An 18039-nucleotide genomic window follows, 5' to 3' on the forward strand; every position below is an offset into this window, starting at 1 on the left:
TTATCATTAATTGGTAATTGTTGGGAAATTTAGTTTTCTATTTTCATACAAGTTACGCAATTCTTCTGCATTTTATTCAGGTTGTTCTACATCTAGAAACGTGTAATCTACACAACGCGTTTCTAAGAATGTTTTATAATATTTTGTTTTATTACATCTTTCTGAACCAAATAGATTAGTCATTTTACTTCAGTTTATCAGCATGTAACTTCCTTAACTTAGATAGTTTAGGTTCAATTACATAACTGCAATATCCTTGTTGTGTATTTTCTTTGTAATAATTTTGATGTTCTTGTTCAGCTTCGTAAAAAACGGGTAACGCACTCATTTCTGTTATGATTGTAGTATCATAATATTGTTGAACTTCCTTCAAAACTTTAGCTGCAATTTCTTGCTGATGTTTATCATGATAAAAAATTACAGAACGATATTGAGTTCCTTTATCTGCTCCTTGTCTATTTAGAGTTGTAGGATCGTGAGTGGTCATAAAAATGATTAAAAGATCTTCAAAAGAAATAACATCAGCATTAAAAGTAATTTGAATTACTTCCGCATGCCCAGTTAATCCTGAACAAATTTCTCTATAGGTTGGCTTTCCAGGAACTTTTCCGCCAGCATAACCAGAAATTACTTTTTCTACACCTTTTACTTTTTGAAATACAGCTTCTGTGCACCAAAAACAGCCACCGCCAATTGTGGTAATTTGTATATTTTTACTCATTTTATATTTTTAAAATAAGGGATTAAAACCCCTTGTTGTTTATTTTTTATCTAAAACCATCGATTCAGAATTGATGCAATAACGCAATCCGCTTGGTGCTGGTCCATCAGGAAAAATATGTCCTAAATGCGCATCGCAAGTATTGCACATTACTTCAACTCTTATCATACCTAAAGAAACATCTTTATGATATTTAATTGCATTTTCTTTAATTGGCTGTGTAAAACTTGGCCATCCAGAGCTAGAATCGAACTTTATTGTAGAGTCAAATAAAGGCATGTTACAACAAATACAGTTGTATTTCCCTTCATCATAAATACTACATAAAGCGCCAGAATTTGGCCTTTCTGTTCCTTTTTGCCTTGTAATTCTAAATTGTTCTGGCGTTAATAGAGCGTTCCATTCTTTTTCTGTTTTTTCAACTCTTTTATCTGGAGTTGGATTTCCTTTTGTTGTGAAGCTAATAACCTCTTTCCATGTTAGCATAAAATGTTTTATTTTCGTTATCTAATTAAAGTAATTTGTTTTCAAAGTAGTCGAAAAATAGACCATAAACTTACAGAATAATTTTGTGGAATCTTCCTTTTAACAATTTATAAAATTACGACAATACAGCAAGGAATAAAAGTAAGTTTTAAATGCTTATTTTTGTTGTTAAATTTTTTTATGACAGCGACATTACTAAATAATGCAGAAAAATTTGTTATTGATTTATTAAATAAAAAGCTAGCGAGTATTTATGTGTATCATAATTTAGTGCATACACAAAGTGTCGTAGAAAAAGTAATTGAGCTTGCAGAAAATTTAAAAGTTGATGAAATTTCTTCTGAAAATTTGCAACTAGCAACTTGGTTTCATGACACTGGTTTTATAAAAGGGGCCACAAATCACGAGGAAGAAAGTGTACTAATTTTTACTCAATTTTTAACTCAAAATACTATTGAAGCTAAAAGAATAGAAGTAATTTCTGCGCTAATTTTAGCCACAAAAATTGGTCATCAGCCTGCAAACGATTTAGAAAAAATAATTATTGATGCAGATTGTGCACATTTAGGAAGCAAAAACTTTGAGGATAAAACATCGTTATTAAGAAAAGAGTGGGAAATTGCTGAAAATAAGATACATTCTGATGCAGAATGGACAGCGATAAACCTTGAGTTTTTAACCCAAAAACATCGCTATTATACTGATTTTGCTCTTAAAAATTGGTCTAAAATTAAAAGTAAAAATATAGCATCTTTATTAAAAGATTTAAAGAAAATTAAGCAAGAAAATAAAAAGTTTGATCAGAAAAAGGAGGCGTTAAAGATTAAAAAAAATAAAAACGTAGTTCCTGAAAGAGGCGTGGAAACGATGTTTAGAGTTGCCTTAAAAAACCACATGACTTTAAGTAATATTGCAGATACAAAGGCAAATATTTTACTTTCTGTAAATGCAATTATTATTTCTTTAGCGCTATCTACCTTGTTGCCAGTATTAGATAATCCATCTAATCATTATTTAATCGCACCTTCAGTGGTTTTTATTATTTTTACTGTTGCTTCTATTATATTGTCAATTTTAGCAACAAGACCAAATGTTACTGAGGGTAAGTTTACAAAAGAAGATGTTGCAAATAAAAAGGTAAATCTTTTATTTTTTGGAAATTTTCATCAAATGAAATTAGATGATTTTGAATGGGGAATTACAGAAATGATGCAAGACAGAGACTATTTATATAGTTCTTTAACCAAAGATTTATATTTTTTAGGATTGGTTTTAAACAGAAAATACAAAATATTAAGAATTACCTATACCGTTTTTATGATTGGGATCATTGTAAGTGTCCTTGCGTTTGCGATTGCATTTAAAATAAAGGAAACAGGGAGTTTTTTATAAAATTAAGCCTCAATTTCTTTTATTAAATCATTGAAAGTAATCGTGTTTTTGGCATCAAAATCTTTTTGATAAACAACTTCTATTCTCAACGCTTTTAAACCAGATACCCCTTGTAAATCCTCTAGTTCTAAACTTTCAACTTTGCCTAATTGGTTTTTAGATTGCAAATAAGAAATGTATTTTAAATATTCTAAAGCATCTTTTTCTTGAGAATATACAATAGCAATTTTTCCAGTAGCCGTTAATCGTTCATCTGTGCCTTTTATATTAGCTTTGTCTATCCTTTTTTTAATGATCTCGTACCTAATGTTATAAGCGCCATCAACATCAAATTGTTTTTCATCCATCCTAAATTTAATAGCCATCGGATTGCTGTGAACTAAAATTAAGGAGGCAACTCGTAAATCTGCAATCATATTTTTACGTTCAGAAAAAGCAACATTTTCCATTTCACACATCACTTGCAATTGCCATAAGCGTAAATTGTATAAATAAATATCATCAAAAGTATCTTCTTTGGTAAGAGATTCCCCAATATACATGTTGTATTCTATGCCATCTGTTTTGTATCTTTCAAAATAATGAGGATACATTTCTTGTGCTTGAATTTGCTTTTTATCTATAAATTTAGAAAGTTTATTATTTAAGAGATTTACACTATTTTCATACTCTTTTCTTTTTTCGTAAACGACACCTAAGTCACTGTCTAGGCGTTCCATATAAATTGAAACTTGCTCAGAGAGTGCTGTGTTAATTGTTTTTATATGATTAAAAATCGGATAAATTTCGCGCTTTAAAAAGTCTAAAATTGTTAGTTCATCACCCGCATCTAAACCTTTTTTTACATCAGCTAAATAAGCCGAAACTCGAAACTTGAGTTCATTATAAATTGGTAAAGCTTCATATTTACACGCCTCCTTAAGTACCGTAATAGCCAAGGTTAATTGGGTTGTTAAGTCTTCTTTTATAGCAATATTTCTTGCTTCTGATGAACCTTTTATGTCGCTTTGACCAAATAAAGGGTACACGTCATGAAAGATAATTTCGTCTAACTTTGCGTTTTCATCACTTTGAGAATCTATATGATATTTTTCTGCAGCTTGATAAAAACGCCATTTTACGGCGCTATGAATTGATGTGTAATGTTCTTGAATTGTTGCTTCTAAGATATTCTGGTGTTCTTCTGATGTTCTTTTAACAGCGGCTTCAAAAACAGGAATAATATCTTTTAATTTATTGATGTTTACAGAGTTTAACTCGTAAGCTCTTGGAGAGGCAATTTCTAACAATGCTAAATCACCTTTTGCAGTCGCTTCAATAGGAATTATAATTATACTCTGAATTTTATTTTTTTGAAGGTTCTTGTAAAAAGGATTCTTACTTGTTGCTGAGCCGTATTGCTCTAAGTCAGAAATCACAAAAGTTTCATGATTTTTAAAAATTTTTTCTAAAATGCCATTACAGAAATAGCTATCGTCACAAATTATCTCTAAGCTATCTGCTAAAATAATACTGTTTGATTTTTTCACAAGAGTTCCGTAAATTTTCGAGTTTGTGTTGTCGAAAATAGAGTAGCCTAATTTTAAATCTTTTATGCCATAAAAATTTCTTAGGTTATTTTCTAGTTTTGAAAGTAGTTTTTCGCCTCCAGCCAATAAATTTTCTTTAATAGAAGAAATCATTTCTTCTGCAGTAACGTCAAATAAACTGATGAGGCCAAAACCTTTAAAAAGATAACTGTTAGGCGGTAATTTTTCTCTCCATAAGTCAATATTATCGAAATTATCTAGAAGCTCTTTAAAATCTTCTTGGGTTAGTTTTGGGGCATTTTCTGTTGGTGTTATTTCAGAGAAATCGGCATTAAAGTTGGCTCTGTAATATTTCATGGTTCCTGTTGTTTTATCAGGAATATCAAAGTAAAAAGGTCTTTTTACGTCAACTTTATAACCATAAACAGAACTTAAAATAAATGTACAGGCCATAATGTACATGCCGTCATCTTCAAAATTACGAACGTTTAACTCGAAGTCTTCACCAGCATTATTAATAATGTTTTCAAAACGTTTTGTAAATTTAAAAGAAGTAAATGAAAAAGGAATACTTGCTGCTTTTATTTCGTTTAATTGCAAGGGTTCTGGAAACAAAGGGTCTAATAATAAATTTATTTGTTCTTTGTATTTTTCTAATAAAGAATAATCAGAAAAACCAGTATTTAATTCAGGATGTTTTTCAAAAATACGTACCATTTCCTTTGCTGCTCCATGATATGGATGATGCGCATATTCAGTATCTGTGTATTTTTGGAACAACACAAAAACTTTCTGAAAAGAAATATTTAATTGTAACGGAAGCTCTTTGTCTAAAACGGAATTAGGTACTATGATTTTCATTCTATGGAATTGTAGATGCAAATTTACGTAAACTAATCTTGTAGACGCAATTGATTCAAAATCCTTTCAAATAAAACCTATTTCTGTCTAAAATAAATGGTAATTGGCACTCCAGAAAAGTTGTAAATTTCACGTAATTTATTTTCTACAAAACGTCTGTAAGGATCTCTTACATATTGCGGTAAATTACAGAAAAAAGCAAATTGTGGCGTTAAAGTAGGCAATTGCATACAATATTTAATCTTCACATATTTTCCTTTTGTTGCGGGCGGTGGATATGTTTTTACAATCTCCAACATTGTATCATTAAATTTACTTGTAGAAATTTTAGTTTTTCTGTTTTGAAAAACTTCAACAGCCGTCTCAATTGCTTTAAAAATTCGTTGCTTAGTCAAAACAGAGGTAAATATAATGGGCACATCTGTAAAAGGTTGTATTTGTTTCCTAACCATCGCTTCGAAATCTCGCGTGGTATTGGTTTCTTTTTCAACTAAATCCCATTTATTAATTAGGATTACAACACCCTTTCTGTTTTTTTCTGCTAACCAAAATATACTTTGATCTTGACCTTCAAAGCCGCGAGTTGCATCTACAACTAAAATAACAACATCAGAATACTCAATGGTGCGAACGGCACGCATTACAGAATAGAATTCTAAATCTTCTTTTACTCTCGATTTTTTTCTGATTCCTGCCGTATCCACTAAATTAAAGTCGAAACCAAAACGGTTATATTTTGTGTCGATAGAATCTCTTGTTGTACCGGCAATGTCTGTTACTATATTTCTTTCTTCACCAATTAAAGCATTGATAAAAGATGATTTTCCTGCATTTGGTCTCCCAACCACCGCAAATCTTGGGAGTGCTTCTTTTTCTATATCAATAGGTTCAGGCTCTGGCATTTCTGCAACTAAAGCGTCTAATAAATCTCCTGTTCCGCTTCCATTAATTGATGCAATTGTAAAATATTCGCCCAAACCAAGATTGTAAAATTCTACAGCATCAGGCTCACGCATTGCATTATCAACTTTATTTACCACAGTGAAAATTGGTTTTTTAACCTTGCGTAAAAGTTTTGCAACTTCAGCATCCATAGGTGTAATACCGTCTTCTACATTTACTACAAAAACAATTAAATCTGCTTCTTCAATAGCAAGTTTTACTTGTTTTCTAATTTCTTCTTCAAAAATATCATCTGAACCAATGGAATATCCACCTGTATCAATAACAGAAAAATCTTTTCCATTCCAATCAGATTTTCCATAATGTCTGTCTCTTGTAACTCCGCTAACAGAATCTACAATAGCTTCTCTTCTTTGAACCAGTCTATTAAAAAGTGTTGACTTTCCTACATTTGGTCTTCCTACAATGGCAACAATGCTATTCATTTGAATTGAAATTTTTTGCAAAGGTACGATTTACTAAATTAAAAATTATCGTAAATTTAAACAGTTATAAAATAGGTTTTTATGGATGAAGAATTGACTATTTTAATTGAAACTAGAAATAATGAAATCTTTTTAAGACCTAGGTTTACGATAGATTTAGATGAAAATTTCGATAAAATACTTGCAAAATTTTCTAATGAATTTAAAAAAGAATGCTGTTCTTTTTTAGGAAATATTGTTGACGGATATGTATTTATCTCTATTTCTAAGAAGGAAGAACACTTTAACGTGAAGTTAAAAGCATGTGTTTTGTTATTAAGAGTAGTAAGTAGAGAAGTAAACTTCGGAACTTCAAAAATTGTTTTTTAAATAAGATAAAATTGTTTTTATATATAATATCGTTTTTTTAAGCTAGTCTAGCCCTGATTATAACCAAAGCGTTTTAATTGACTTTTATCACTTCTCCAGTTTTTATTTACTTTTACATACAACTCAATAAATACTTTTTTCTCAAAAAATTGTTCTAAATCCTTTCTAGCTTCGGCGCCAACTCTTTTTAATGCAGACCCTTTATGACCGATGATAATTCCTTTTTGAGTTTCTCTTTCAACCATTATAATTGATCGTATTCTTACGATCGTTTCTTCTTCAATAAAACTTTCAGTTTCTACTTCTACAGAATAAGGAATCTCTTTTTTGTAGTGCATTAAGATTTTCTCTCTAATCTTTTCATTAACAAAAAAACGTTCAGGCTTATCGGTTAATTGGTCTTTAGGATAAAAAGGAGCACCTTCTGGCAATAGTTCTTTAATTTTCTCGAATACAGCAGTTATATTAAATTTTTCTAAAGCAGAAATAACAAATACATCCGCATTAGGGACTTTAATTTTCCAATATTCAACTTTCTCTTCAACTTCACCTTGAGTAGATTTATCAATTTTATTTAATAATAAAATAACAGGTATCTTACTGCTAATAATCTTATTAAAGAAAGCTTCGTTTTTTAATTCCTTTTCACCAACTTCTACCATATAAATTAATACATCGGCGTCATCTAAGGCAGATTTTACAAAATCCATCATTGATGCTTGCAATTCATAGGCAGGTTGAATGATTCCTGGAGTATCCGAAAAAACAATTTGATAGTCTTCTTCATTGACTATACCTAGAATACGATGTCTTGTAGTTTGTGCTTTAGGAGTAATGATAGATAGTTTTTCACCTACCAAAGCATTCATTAATGTTGATTTACCTACGTTAGGATTTCCTATAATATTTACAAAACCAGCTTTATGTGTCATGCAGCAAAGATAAATAGATTTTGTAGTTGATTAGATTTTAGATGATTAAAAAATGATTAAAAAAAATAAAAAAAAGTTTGGCTAATTGTTTAACTAAAAAATATCTTCCTCTCTCAAAACCTATATTATAAACAATAATGTCTCCACTGGTGCAAAATCATCAATCAGTTGGTTTCATTATAATTCCATCTTTTACCAACTGATTTCTTCCTTTTCCTGAATTGTTGTTCAACAATGGGTGTGAACTTAAATACGCACCATTGAATAGTAGCATGATCCATTTTTACGGCTCTTATAGATAGAAGTTCTTCTACGTTTTTATAGCTAAGACTAAATCTTAACTTAAAATACACTGCTTGTACTATAATTGATTTAGGGAAGCAGTGACCTTTGAAAATCTTTTTGGAGTATATATATAAGATTTAAGTTTTGCTTAACTTAGATGCGGCAGAACCTTAATATTTGCATTTATAAAATCTTTTTTAATTGATACCGTCACGTTTTCTCTCCGCTAATTTTAGAATTTCTAAAATCTTTCCAATATTCTGTTGGTGTACATCCTTTATTTTTTTTAAAAGCTCTATAAAATGTTTGATGTGAATTAAATCCAGATTCAACGGATAATGATTTTAAATTTTTCTTAATTAGATAGTTGCTATTAATAAGCTGAATAGATCTATCTATTCTGTATGAGTTTACAAAATCATTAAAATTTAATTGAGAGTTCGCAAAGATTGCTTTTTGCACCTTTTTTTTATTAGTGCCAATACGGTCCACAACTTCTTCAATTGTGATTCTCTTTTTTAAATATGCTTTTTCATTTTTAAATAAATTTTCGACCCTAGAAAAAGTGTCTACATGAATTTTTTCTTCAATAATATTGATTTTTTTAATAAGTGGTAAGTATTTTAAAATAAAGGGATTGGATAAGAAGAAAATAACAGACACCATTGCATTAATTCGAATAATTAATGCAATAGTGTTGTCAAAAACAGGATTTGTAATATTGAAGTAATAGCAATTTGTAATTAATATTGTTTCAACTAAAATAAAGAGATAACCATAAATCCAAATTTCATATAGTCGTTTTTTTTTAATTGTATTAGAAAAATGGATATGCTTAAAGCATAGTCTAAAAAGGTATACAAATATAGGAATAACCCCTATAGACTTTATAAGTATTTTATCACTAAAGAATATCGGGTTGTCTATTTTAAGTAATAAGATATCTGATTTCACAGTATTATAGTTTAATATATAAATCCCATAATAATTTAAAATCATGATTAGCATATATAATACTATTGGAATGCAAAAAAGAAGAGATATTTTTGTTTTATGTCCCTTTATGGCAGATTCTACATGCAGTGTTAGATAAATAAATGACCCAATATGTAAAATATGGATCAAGTCGAAAAAGCTTGTTCCAATATCATACGATTTTATTCCTTTGTATATTAAAGAGGATACTAGTAATAAAAAGGTGTGAATGATTATATAATCTAAATGGAATTTATTTTGGTAGTTCCGTTTAATCAATAAAAAGCAAATTAAGATAGTGAGTATTCCTATAGTAACATGTATAGTTTGATTTCCCATTTTATATTTTTACTCAAATATAGTTTTTTTATTTGTTCTCATTATTTTTTATTTGGACTTATTAGTTTTTTTTGGACTTAATTAGTTTTTTTTGGGTTAACTTAACTCTTTCGAAACATATATTTAGTTGTTTTGTTTTTATTTTTGAAAATTAATTAGAATTTTTTGTGAATAAAACTATCTATTTAATGTTTTGCATGTTACTTACTAATGTTACATGGTCTCACGATCTGTATGTAGGTTCTGGAGCAGCAATAACAACGTTACCTGGTAGTGTTTTATTTGCAGGAAGCAATGCCTCTGTCAATTCAGTAGCAAGCTTAACCACAACTTCAGATGCTACTGCAAGTGGCTCTAGCTTTATTGGTTTAGCTGATACTTTAAGTCCATGGACTCGTTCGGGACATTTATCTTTGGGAGGGACTTTTAATTTTGTTTTTGGAAAGAGCTTGAAAAAAAGCAATTTAAATATTATTGAGAATACAACTTATAAGATAGAATACCATAAAAATAAAATGAATCAAATTCACTCGTTTCATCACACTTTAAGCATATCAAAACATGGTAAAGATCAATTTCAGATAGATAATGACAACCTACTTTATGCTTATAGACTTGAAATTGATCATACTAAAAAATATCATTTTGGGTTTTTATTAGATCTTCGCACACAATCTGCTCCTGGCACTTCAACTGGAAGCATTGATGATAAATCTCGTATCTCCAATTTTTTTTCACCAGCTATTATAACTGAAGGGGTAACATATGGATATAATAATGATAAGGGCATACATGTCACATACTCCCCATTATCAGGCAAACATACGCTAGTGCTAGATAAGAATGTAGATCCGACCTATTATGGATTAGATGAAGGAAAAAGAGTACAACATGAAATGGGAACTTTTTTAGCTTTGGGGATACACGGTTTACAAATTATAAAGAATTTCACCCTTTCAAGTGAAGTATTATTTTTCTCTAATTATCTTAATGATTTTGGTGCAATTGATTTTTCCTCTAACAATACGATAAATATAGATCTTAATAAATGGATCTCTCTTAAATATATCTTGGTAATGAATTATGATAATGATCATAATGTACCTGTTTCGCAAGATTTAGTTACAAATTATACCGGTACTACTTTAGTTTATACTCAGAGTAAGGTTAAATTTTCAAATATTTTATTTTTATCGCTTAACATTAATTATAATTTAAAAAAAAGAAGTAATAAATAAAAAAGGGTTTCACAAAAATTAAGAATATTCTAAAATTAAAATAAATAAATAAATATGAAACAATTATTACTAATTCCAATGTTATTTTTCTGTTATCTGGGGATGGGGCAATCTAGTATAATAGGAACACCTATTACAATAGGAAATCTTTTAGTTGCTCAAAAGGATTTTCCTACAACTTTGACTTGGTATAAGGCCACAGATGCATGTACTGCACTTGGCGATGGTTGGAGACTACCAACTGCAGAAGAATTGAATACGATATATAAAAACCAGACTATAATTGGTGGTTTTAATTATCCGGGTAGTGGTAGTTATTGGAGTTCTACGGTGGGCAAGAAGGACAGTCCGTGGCAACAGAATTTTGAGAATGGTGTTCAGACCACCAACTACTATAAGTTCTACGCATTTTTTGTTCGTGCCGTTAGGGATAAAGATTAAAAGTCCCTTCAAGAATGGGTGTGCTTTTTTAAAAAAAAACTAGTTCCTCAGCGATACGGAATAATAGATCAAATGATATAAAAGGTGTTCATAAGAATGTAGAATGTTCTAAAATTAAAATAAATAAATAAATATGAAACAATTATTACTAATTCCAATGTTATTTGTCTGTTATCTAGGGATGGGGCAAGAAGCACCTGAAGACATCGACATAATAGGTACACCTTTTACAATAGGTTCAATTGAAGTTGCTCAACTCGATTTTGAAAATGAGATTAATTGGTTCGATTCGGGACGCGCATGTGCTGCACTTGGCGATGGTTGGAGACTACCAACTGTAGATGAATTGAACGTTTTATATACCAACCGGGAAATAATTGGCTGTAAAAGAACTGTGTATTGGAGTAGTACGAGGCAAGGGAAACACAAACCAGCGGCTACTCGTGATTTCACCGCAAATGGACAAGTGCTTCAGCAGAACACTAACTTAAGCTTCGGGGTTCGTGCCGTTAGGGATAAAGATTAAAAGTCCCTTCAAGAATGGGCGTGCTTTTTTCAAAAGACTAGTTCCTCAACGATACGGAATAATAGATCAAATGATATAAAAGGCGTTCATAAAAATGTAGAATGTTCTAAAATTAAAATAAATAAATATGAAACAATTATTACTAATTCCAATGTTATTTGTCTGTTATCTGGGGATGGGGCAATCTAATATAATAGGAACACCTATTACAATAGGGAATCTTTTAGTTGCTCAAAAGGATTTTCCTACAACTTTGACTTGGTATAAGGCCACAGATGCATGCACTGCACTTGGCGATGGTTGGAGGCTACCAACTGCAGAAGAATTGAATACGATATATAAAAACCAGACTATAATTGGTGGTTTTAATTATCCGGGTAGTGGTAGTTATTGGAGTTCTACGGTGGGCAAGAAGGACAGCCCGTGGCAACAGAATTTTGAGAATGGTGTTCAGACCACCAACTACTATAAGTTCTACGCATTTTTTGTTCGTGCCGTTAGGGATAAAGATTAAAAGTCTCTTCGATAATGGGTGTGCTTTTTTAAAAAGACTAGTTCCTCAACGATATGGAATAATAGGTCAAATGATATAAAGGGATTGGATAAAAAGAAAATAACATACCTCAAATGGAATAAATTTGTTTGATATAGCACTTTTTAAAACTACTTACACTTTTGTTTAAAAGAAATACCGTGTAATGTGTGTGAAATATGATAAATTTGTATCAAAAGCACAGTATTTTGCTCTTTACATTTTGATAATGTCTTAAAAAATTTGACTTTTGTTAAGTTAATCAAAAAATACAAAAGACATATTTCAAATGAAATTAAAACAGACTCTTCTTCTTGTTGCAATTTTAACGTGTAGCCTGCTAACAGCTCAAAAAACAGCTCAAAATAGTTATTGGACAAAAGATAATACAAGTTTATCCAAACAAGTACTTGATAAAAAGAATATTAAAGAAAATAGCTATGCTGTTTATCAACTCGATGAACAAGCGTTTAAAAATAATTTAAATGCTGGCAGCAAAACAAGTGTAGTTTATTTTCCAAATCAAGAAGGTGTACTTATAAAGTTTCAGGTTCAAGAAAAGTCAAATATGGCTCCTGCTTTAGCAGCTAAATATGCTTCTATAAAATCATTTAGAGGTTTTGCTGTGTCAAATAAAAGCCTAATCATTTCCTTTACAATGTCTAATAATGGTTTGTCAGCCTTAATGATGAGCCATAGCAATGAAGGAGCTGTATCCGTTATAAAACTTTCAGGAAATCAGTATATTAGTTTTAACTCTGTAGCATCTAAAAATAAAATAGAAGAGTTTAATTGTTCTTCAGAATTAAGCCAATTAAAAAAGTCAACAAAGTCGCTTACTTCAAAAAATAGTAATGCTAAAACAGCCAAAAATAACGCATCAGATTTACGCACTTTACGACTGGCTGTAGTCGCTCCAGGAGAATATACAGAACTTGTTGGAGGTACTGTTGAAGCCGCCTTGATAGCAATTAACAATACCGTTAATGCTGCTAATAGTGTTCTTGAAGAAGACCTAGGTATCGTTTTCCAGCTTATTGCTGATAATGATCAGCTCATCTTTATAGATAAAACGAATGATCCTTATGACATTGAGGAACAGGGAGTTAGTACTAGAAGCATCTATTTAAATAAAACCACCCAAGAAGTCATCGATGCAAGAATACCTTTTGATGCTTATGATTTGGGTCATTTATTCATTGCCCGCGATGAAGACGGTGATAGTGCTTATGGTATTGGTAATGCTTATGGCATTGGTAATGTTGGTACCCCAGAAAAAGGCTCGGCTTGGAACTATTGGTCGCAACCTGATGTAGCCAGTAATCCTGGCTTTGTCAAATTATTTTTACATGAAGCAGGTCATAATTTAGGGGCTACTCATACGTTTTCCTTTGAACCAGATTATACTTTTAGTCAGGTAGAACCTTCTGCAGGGAGAACTATAATGAGTTATGGTCCAGATCATTTTTATTATCATTTTTATTCCATCAATCAAATACTAAATCATTTTTATTTAAATCCTTGGGATGTTTCATTAGGAAGTGTAATTGCGTATACCAACCAAATTTCTATTTCAGACTTAACGGAGACTTACTATATCCCAAAAGGCACTCCATTTTATCTGGAAGTTCCCGAAACTGGTGCAGATCCATCGTACAATTACAACTGGGAACAGTTAGATTATGGATTAACTAACAATATGAGTTTTTGGGGCCACAAATGGTCTCTGGCCCACTGTTTAGTTCTACCGTACCGTCAAACAATAGAATACGATATTTTCCTTCATTGCAAACCATTCTTGATGGTGAGTTAACAAATAATTTTGATAGTTATATTGGGTACAATCAAGATGCTCAAAAAATTGGTTTTTATGAGACTCTACCTTTAATCCCTAGAACCTTAAGTTTTGGATTAACGGTTCGTGATCCCAATTTTACAAAAGGGGTATATTTAGATAGTACCAGTGTTGTAGTTGTAAAAAATACACAGCCTTTTAAAATCACCTCCAATCTAGCGGCGCAAAATGTAACAGCTGGTGAGATAACGACGGTAACCTGGGGGGTGGGTAATACCAATTTAGCGCCTATTAATGCTCAATTTGTAGACATTCTATTATCTACAGATGGAGGCTTAACGTTTCCTATAACCCTAGCAAAAAATGTACTTAATGATGGTTCAGAAACAGTGGGTTTCCCAAATATTAATACTACAGACGCCCGCATAAAAATACACCCTGTAAACAAAATTTTCTTTGCAATCAACGAAGGGTCATTTAGCATAATACCCTCAGATATCGTATTATTTTTTGAAAACTTAAATTTAGAACTCAATAATTGTGATTTAACTCCGCAAAGTTTTAGCACAGCATTCCAATACCAAACCGCTGCTGGATTTTCAGAAACCAGCGCATTAAGCATTGCAGGTTTACCTGCAGGGTTAACCGCAACCTTAAGTCAAAACAGTGTGTCTGCATCTGATACAGATATTGATATTGATTTTCAAGCAGATGCAACATTAACTGCAGGCACATACGCTATAGATATTATTGCCACAGCAGCTTCTAAAACGGTAACAAAACAAATACAAGTTATTATTTTAAACAGTAATACTGCTATTACCACACTCGTTACCCCTGCAGACACTTCACAGAATGTGTCGTTAAACCCTATATTAACTTGGGTGGCCAATACCAATGCAACAAAGTACCGAGTGCAAGTCTCTAAAGACGTTTCATTTGCAACAACACTCATAGATACTTATACTTTTAATACTAATTATACACCTATCAATTTAGATGCAAACACCACCTATTACTGGCGCGTGTCTGGTGTAAATACTTGTTCAGAAAACACGTTTAGTGCGGCTTTTAGTTTTACTACTGTACAAGCTTATGAACAAGAATTTTCTTTAATTTCGCATTTAAACCAAATAGAAATTCCTAATGGATCATCAAGCTATTTCATTACGATAGAAGATGACGTACCCCTTTTAGATGTTAATGTATTCACCTCTTTTACAGGTACCCAAAATGGTGGTTTAACTTTAAAATTGAAAGGTCCAGATGGCACCGAAATAAATCTATCAAACGGCTTAGCTTCAGATAATAATACAGAGGAGCTAAATGCTTTAGCCGATGATGAAACCGATGAGGTTCCTTTAGTTTCCGCTGATATTATAAACATTTCTTATTTACCAGAACAAGCATTATCAGTCTTTAATAGTAAAAGCATCAAAGGAGATTGGGTCTTGACTGTTACCAATGCAACTAATGCTCAAGGTATTTATATAAAAGATTTTGGTTTAAAAATAAAAGCAAGTAATAATTATTATGTACCCTTGGCTATTTCTGAAACAAAAACGGTTTTTGGTGCGGAAAATAGGTCAATTAATTTATTAGCAACCAATCAAAACAAGGAGGCTATCTCTGGGTTTAGTGTTAAAATAACACGCTTGCCAGAGCATGGTAATTTATTAAATAGTGTAGATAATGCTATTTTAATGCTTAATGAAGTCATTAGCGATACTACCATTATTTATCAAAGCACTGAATCTGAAGACTTCTTAGGGGTAGATTATTTTTATTTTAGTGTAAATGATCAAACAAATGACAGTAGACCAGCAATTATTGTGGTTAATAATATAGCGGGATACAAAACTCCAAAAGCTTTACCAGCTTATGCTGCAACCCCAGTTAATACAGAATTAGAAGTAGGTTTGGACATTGTATATTTTTATTTAAGTGATATTGCAACTATTAATCTAACTCCACCAACAAACGGGACAGCATCCTATGTGAACGGAAAGGTCTTATACACACCCAATCAAGGATACATTGGTTTAGATACTTTTTCTTATTCTGCAGATGATGGACGCTCTGAAACTACAAATTCGATAAATGTAAAAGTTTTTGCAGCTTATAAAACGGATACGAAACCAGGTTTTATGCTAGAAGGAGTTATGCATGGACACCCTGTTGCTCAAAGTATAGCTATTAGTGGAAATGGAAGCATTGTAGCTACTTCTTCTGGTCTGGACCCTTCCATTAATCCTTTAGTTTTTGAAGGGCATGTTATCGTTTATAAACGGGACTCACAAACGGGTATTTACAGGCAATTAGGTAATCAAATATTTGGTGATAATGCCTTGGATCAATTTGGGGGCTACATTGCGCTTAGTGATGATGGTAAAATACTTGCAGTAGCAACTAATAAAGTAACCGGATATAGTCAAGGTAATATTGATTACCTTAGAACTTACCAATATAATGAAACATCAAATACTTGGGAGCAAATAGGCCAAACTTTGACCTTTGAAGGTGGTGGCTCACTCGTTGATTTAAAATTGGATTTGAATGCCGATGGTTCTATATTAGCGATTAGTAACCCTAGAATAGGATTCACCGATTTTGGTCAGGGTGTTGCGGAAGTGCATCAATTTGACCAGAATAATAATCAATGGAATTTATTAGGGGATAAATTTGAGGGAGAATTAACATACGGGCTTTTAGGATCTTCTATATCCCTAAATGCAGTTGGAGATGTTATAGCAATTTCTGAACTACTTGAAAATAGTCGTTATAATAAGCCTGGATATGTTAAAATTTTTAAATATAATGGCATTTCTTGGATTCAAAAAGGAAAATCAATACGTGGTAAAGAAACTATGGATAGATTTGGAAAGTCAATTTCTATAAACAATGCTGGAAACGTAATCGCTATTGGTGCAGACTACGAGTTAGAAACAGTGCAACAACCAGGTATAGCTGGCTATGTCTCTGTATATTCATTTAATGAAAGCAAAAATGACTGGGAGTTAAAAGGACAAACATTAGATGGTAGATTAGAAAGTGATTATGTGAACTTAATGTTCGGTCATTCAGTATCTATTGATGGTTCTGGTGATATTCTTAGTGTTGGCGCTCCAACACGGGATTCCAATGGAATTAATAATTTAGAAACTTTTACACTTGTTTATAAATATAATAAACAAAATGACTTATGGTCAAGAATCAACCTAACAAACAATAGCGGTAAAATCGGCTCTGCAGCTTATCCTAAAGCTGGTAGTTCAGTAGCCTTAAGTTCAGACGGGACAGTTCTGTGGAATGGTTTCAAACCCCTGTCCGATAAAAGAGAATCTGCAGTAATGGCGTATAAATTAATTAGTGATTTTGAAGTAGAAATTGAAGATGTTAATTTTGCTCCTAAACCAAAAGATATTTTGATAAGAGAAGCTTTTCAAGAAGTTTCTGAAAGTTTAAACTTGTACGGTAATGATCCTGAGAATGTTCAGATTACCTATTTTATTTCAAAAGCACCAAATAATGGAAGTTTGAAAACTATGGAGGGAAAGGAAATAATAACGGGTGAGTTGATCCCTGATTTTAGTAGAGTTCTCTATACAAGTGATGCAGATGCTACAAGTGATTATTTTGAATATCAAGTATTCGATGGAGAAAAATATGGACTTGGTCTTGTTTGGATAGATCCTATTTCTGAATCAACACTTTCTAATAATGAATTTGAATTAGCAAATAGCATTCTGTTTTATCCAAATCCAACTAAAGGTGTCCTAAATATACAAGGTGATGTTTCTAAATTAAAATCTATAGAAGTGTATTCTATACTTGGAAAACGTCTACTAGAGGTTAAAGAAAACCTGAATGAAATTAATATTTCAAATCTGCAATCTGGTATGTATTTATTAAGAGTAAATACAGACGAAGCTTCTGTAACTTATAAAATTGTTAAGGAGTAAAAAGGGTTCTGTCGCATCTACCAAATATAATTATAAAAGTTTGATTTGAATCTTGATGTACGAAGCTAATGATATAAATGATTTATAGGTTTGATTGAAATTTACAAAAATAGATCTCGAGTCTGTGTTAGATTTTTGTGCTACAAAATCCTATGAATTACTATTAAATGCATGTTTTGTGTTTTAACTAAAAACATTTTCCTTTTTTTAAATTATATTAAAATAAACCTTGTAGAAGTTAAAAACTATCGTATATTTGCATTCGAAA

At 31.4% G+C, this 18039-nt stretch carries 14 protein-coding genes; 8 read left to right on the top strand and 6 right to left on the bottom strand.

All coding sequences use genetic code 11. From position 1 onward, the window contains the following. Positions 1-184: 184 nt before the first annotated feature. Both msrA and msrB read right to left on the bottom strand, forming a co-directional pair. A complete protein-coding gene (gene msrA, locus BST83_RS18610) occupies positions 185-721 on the bottom strand; it encodes a peptide-methionine (S)-S-oxide reductase MsrA (RefSeq protein ID WP_104811220.1) in 537 nt (178 codons plus the stop codon). 39 nt (positions 722-760) lie between these two features. Further along, positions 761-1207 (bottom strand): peptide-methionine (R)-S-oxide reductase MsrB, encoded by a 447-nt coding sequence (msrB, locus tag BST83_RS18615; RefSeq protein WP_104811221.1) that lies wholly within the window; start codon positions 1205-1207, stop codon positions 761-763. Between the two features lie 180 nt (positions 1208-1387). Between msrB and BST83_RS18620 the strand changes: the two genes are divergently transcribed. Beyond that, positions 1388-2599, top strand: a complete 1212-nt coding sequence (locus BST83_RS18620; protein WP_104811222.1) for a Pycsar system effector family protein — start codon at positions 1388-1390, stop codon at positions 2597-2599. A gap of 2 nt (positions 2600-2601) precedes the next feature. Here BST83_RS18620 and BST83_RS18625 read toward each other — a convergent pair whose 3' ends face one another. Beyond that, positions 2602-4989 carry a GAF domain-containing protein gene (locus tag BST83_RS18625; protein WP_104811223.1) on the bottom strand — a complete coding sequence of 796 codons (2388 nt, stop codon included), beginning with the start codon at positions 4987-4989 and terminating at the stop codon, positions 2602-2604. A gap of 77 nt (positions 4990-5066) precedes the next feature. Beyond that, complete coding sequence (der, locus tag BST83_RS18630) at positions 5067-6377, bottom strand: ribosome biogenesis GTPase Der (protein ID WP_104811224.1); 1311 nt, start codon at positions 6375-6377, stop codon at positions 5067-5069. Between the two features lie 81 nt (positions 6378-6458). On the opposite strand from der, the gene BST83_RS18635 reads away from it, so the two are divergent. Beyond that, positions 6459-6746, top strand: a complete 288-nt coding sequence (locus tag BST83_RS18635; protein WP_104811225.1) for a hypothetical protein — start codon at positions 6459-6461, stop codon at positions 6744-6746. Positions 6747-6793: 47 nt separating this feature from the next. On the opposite strand, the gene era is transcribed toward BST83_RS18635, so the two are convergent. After that, the gene (gene era / locus BST83_RS18640) at positions 6794-7678 is read right to left on the bottom strand and encodes a GTPase Era (RefSeq protein WP_104811226.1); all 885 of its coding nucleotides are present in this window, start codon (positions 7676-7678) and stop codon (positions 6794-6796) included. 495 nt (positions 7679-8173) lie between these two features. Further along, a complete protein-coding gene (locus tag BST83_RS18645) occupies positions 8174-8917 on the bottom strand; it encodes a helix-turn-helix domain-containing protein (protein ID WP_170062826.1) in 744 nt (247 codons plus the stop codon). A 557-nt stretch (positions 8918-9474) separates the two neighbouring features. On the opposite strand from BST83_RS18645, the gene BST83_RS18650 reads away from it, so the two are divergent. From BST83_RS18650 to BST83_RS18675, 6 genes are all read left to right on the top strand, one after another. Then, positions 9475-10515, top strand: a complete 1041-nt coding sequence (locus tag BST83_RS18650; RefSeq protein WP_104811228.1) for a DUF3078 domain-containing protein — start codon at positions 9475-9477, stop codon at positions 10513-10515. Between the two features lie 102 nt (positions 10516-10617). Continuing rightward, entirely contained in the window at positions 10618-10956 is a 339-nt protein-coding gene (locus BST83_RS18655; protein ID WP_170062828.1) for an Lcl C-terminal domain-containing protein, read from the top strand. Between the two features lie 133 nt (positions 10957-11089). Then, positions 11090-11482, top strand: a complete 393-nt coding sequence (locus BST83_RS18660; protein WP_104811230.1) for an Lcl C-terminal domain-containing protein — start codon at positions 11090-11092, stop codon at positions 11480-11482. A gap of 175 nt (positions 11483-11657) precedes the next feature. Continuing rightward, the gene (locus tag BST83_RS18665) at positions 11658-11996 is read left to right on the top strand and encodes an Lcl C-terminal domain-containing protein (RefSeq protein ID WP_170062829.1); all 339 of its coding nucleotides are present in this window, start codon (positions 11658-11660) and stop codon (positions 11994-11996) included. A gap of 307 nt (positions 11997-12303) precedes the next feature. Then, positions 12304-13827, top strand: a complete 1524-nt coding sequence (locus tag BST83_RS18670) for a reprolysin-like metallopeptidase (protein ID WP_104811232.1) — start codon at positions 12304-12306, stop codon at positions 13825-13827. Then, positions 13722-17771 (top strand): T9SS type A sorting domain-containing protein, encoded by a 4050-nt coding sequence (locus BST83_RS18675; protein ID WP_146092207.1) that lies wholly within the window; start codon positions 13722-13724, stop codon positions 17769-17771. The genes BST83_RS18670 and BST83_RS18675 overlap by 106 nt, the downstream gene beginning before the upstream one ends. The last annotated feature ends 268 nt before the right edge of the window (positions 17772-18039 follow it).

This window comes from Polaribacter filamentus (genome assembly GCF_002943715.1).
GTDB classification, from domain to species: Bacteria; Bacteroidota; Bacteroidia; order Flavobacteriales; family Flavobacteriaceae; genus Polaribacter; species Polaribacter filamentus.

What these genes read in the sequence shown, in the direction of transcription:
- msrB (WP_104811221.1), bottom strand. Translation starts at nt 1,207, where the DNA reads ATGCTAACATGGAAAGAGGTTATTAGCTTCACAACAAAAGGAAATCCA.
- BST83_RS18660 (WP_104811230.1), top strand. Translation starts at nt 11,090, where the DNA reads ATGAAACAATTATTACTAATTCCAATGTTATTTGTCTGTTATCTAGGG.
- BST83_RS18650 (WP_104811228.1), top strand. Translation starts at nt 9,475, where the DNA reads ATGTTACTTACTAATGTTACATGGTCTCACGATCTGTATGTAGGTTCT.
- BST83_RS18670 (WP_104811232.1), top strand. Translation starts at nt 12,304, where the DNA reads ATGAAATTAAAACAGACTCTTCTTCTTGTTGCAATTTTAACGTGTAGC.
- BST83_RS18625 (WP_104811223.1), bottom strand. Translation starts at nt 4,989, where the DNA reads ATGAAAATCATAGTACCTAATTCCGTTTTAGACAAAGAGCTTCCGTTA.
- der (WP_104811224.1), bottom strand. Translation starts at nt 6,377, where the DNA reads ATGAATAGCATTGTTGCCATTGTAGGAAGACCAAATGTAGGAAAGTCA.
- BST83_RS18665 (WP_170062829.1), top strand. Translation starts at nt 11,658, where the DNA reads ATGGGGCAATCTAATATAATAGGAACACCTATTACAATAGGGAATCTT.
- era (WP_104811226.1), bottom strand. Translation starts at nt 7,678, where the DNA reads ATGACACATAAAGCTGGTTTTGTAAATATTATAGGAAATCCTAACGTA.
- BST83_RS18635 (WP_104811225.1), top strand. Translation starts at nt 6,459, where the DNA reads ATGGATGAAGAATTGACTATTTTAATTGAAACTAGAAATAATGAAATC.
- BST83_RS18655 (WP_170062828.1), top strand. Translation starts at nt 10,618, where the DNA reads ATGGGGCAATCTAGTATAATAGGAACACCTATTACAATAGGAAATCTT.
- BST83_RS18620 (WP_104811222.1), top strand. Translation starts at nt 1,388, where the DNA reads ATGACAGCGACATTACTAAATAATGCAGAAAAATTTGTTATTGATTTA.
- msrA (WP_104811220.1), bottom strand. Translation starts at nt 721, where the DNA reads ATGAGTAAAAATATACAAATTACCACAATTGGCGGTGGCTGTTTTTGG.